This window comes from Loktanella sp. DJP18 (genome assembly GCF_049310965.1).
Classification (GTDB): domain Bacteria; phylum Pseudomonadota; class Alphaproteobacteria; order Rhodobacterales; family Rhodobacteraceae; genus Loktanella.
Genome location: NZ_JBMERN010000331.1, coordinates 1 through 1,231, shown reverse-complemented (window position 1 = coordinate 1,231; position 1,231 = coordinate 1). Strand labels below are relative to the sequence as shown.

The following is a 1,231-nucleotide window of genomic DNA, read 5'->3' as shown; positions in this document are numbered from 1 at the left end:
TAAACGTTTTTATTTGTTGGTCAAAGATGAAGCGCGACCTCGCCCGTTGCGCGTTTGCGTCGAATGCCAGCCGAATGCGAACATTGTTTACCTGACGGTAGCAATGCCCGGCGCAACCTGCGACGCTGACGCCAAGAAAAATCGTCGAGCAGGACGGAAAATACCATGAATACGTTGACGGCTTCCTTGCTGGCCGCAGGCATTGTCCTGTGTGCGGCATCGGTGCGGGCAGAGGATCGCTTGCAGCCGGACTTCACCTTCAAGCGTGTGGGGCTGCCGCAGGCGGGTGGATCGCGCATCACCGTGCAGGTTGACCCCGATGCGCCCTCTGCCACCATGCGACTGCCGCGGCCAAAGCCGGTCGCGACCCCGGACGGTGCCATCGCGCTGTTGCCGCAACCCTCGGGACTGGACTGGTTCTGGTCGACGATCTCGCCGGAGCTTGCGGCATCGGGGCCGGGGCGGTTGCAGCAGGCCCTTGGCGTCATCGCCAAGCCGCCGGAAGGCAAGTCCGTCCCCGCTCCGCGCCTGCAAAGCCTGCAGGACATCGCAGCCTTGCACGGGATCGAGATTTTGAAGGCCACGGTCGGCACAAAGGTCAGCCCGGCGCTGGTCCTGGCACTGATCAGTGTCGAAAGCGCCGGAAACCCGCAGGCCGTCAGCCGATCGGGCGCGCAGGGGCTGATGCAATTGATGCCCGACACCGCCGCCAGGTTCAACGTCGCGGACAGCCTGTCGCCGGAACAGAACATCAAGGGCGGGGTCGCCTATCTGGACTGGCTGATGAACAAGTTCGACGACGACCCGATTCTGGTGCTGGCGGGCTACAACGCGGGCGAAGGGTCGGTGCGGGACGCAAACGGCGTGCCGCTGTTCCCGGAGACCCGCGGCTACGTACCCAAGGTGCTGGCCGCCTTTGCGGTGGCGCGTGGGCTGTGCCTGACCCCGCCGGAGCTGGTCAGCGACGGCTGCGTGTTCGCGGTCAGCCGGTCCTAGACGGCAAACACGTCGGCCCATGCGGGGTGCCGCTTGCGCTGGGCGTTCACGAAAGGGCACAGCGGCATGATGCGGTAGCCCGCTGCGCGGGCGTCTGCCGCGAACGCCTCAAGCATCCGCAGTCCGATGCCTTCGCCTTCGTGGCCGGGGGCGACCGCGGTGTGATCCGCGATCACCTGCTGCGGCGACAGGATGGAATAGGTCAGCTCGCTGACACCATCGCCATGATCGATGG

The 1,231-nt window shown here is 65.4% G+C and carries 2 protein-coding genes; one reads left to right on the top strand and one right to left on the bottom strand.

The genetic code is table 11. The annotated features are described in order from the left end of the window. The first annotated feature begins 165 nt into the window (after positions 1 to 165). Positions 166 to 996 carry a lytic transglycosylase domain-containing protein gene (locus ACOI1H_RS25690; protein ID WP_422441164.1) on the top strand — a complete coding sequence of 277 codons (831 nt, stop codon included), beginning with the start codon at positions 166 to 168 and terminating at the stop codon, positions 994 to 996. On the opposite strand, the gene ACOI1H_RS25685 is transcribed toward ACOI1H_RS25690, so the two are convergent. Next, positions 993 to 1,229 (bottom strand): GNAT family N-acetyltransferase, encoded by a 237-nt coding sequence (locus ACOI1H_RS25685; protein WP_422441162.1) that lies wholly within the window; start codon positions 1,227 to 1,229, stop codon positions 993 to 995. The two genes, ACOI1H_RS25690 and ACOI1H_RS25685, sit on opposite strands and share 4 nt — an antisense overlap. Between the last annotated feature and the right edge of the window lie 2 nt (positions 1,230 to 1,231).